General features: G+C 38.6%; 1 protein-coding gene. It reads left to right on the forward strand.

What is annotated here, in order from left to right:
* Positions 1-311, forward strand: a 311-nt coding sequence (locus tag DM397_RS00265) for a Fic family protein (RefSeq protein WP_162615420.1), incomplete at both ends; no start/stop codon positions are given.

Here is a 311-nt window from a genome sequence, read left to right on the forward strand (position 1 = left end):
ATAGCGGAAAAGATTGGTTTAATGTTGGGGAATATAAAAGAATGCCCAATGAAGTTGGAGGCAATGGAACCTGTCACCCTAAAGAAGTTTCTCAAAAGATGAAAGAACTGCTGGCGGATTACCATGCGATTAAAGATAAAAATATCCAGGACATCATTGATTTCCATTATAAATTCGAAATCATACATCCTTTTCAGGATGGCAATGGCCGTGTGGGAAGGCTAATTATTTTCAAGGAGTGCCTAGCCAACAATATAGTGCCATTCATAATAGATGAACAGCTTAAGCTTTTCTATTACAGAGGGCTCCAG

It is taken from the genome of Flavobacterium nitrogenifigens (assembly GCF_003254565.1).
GTDB classification, from domain to species: Bacteria; Bacteroidota; Bacteroidia; order Flavobacteriales; family Flavobacteriaceae; genus Flavobacterium; species Flavobacterium nitrogenifigens.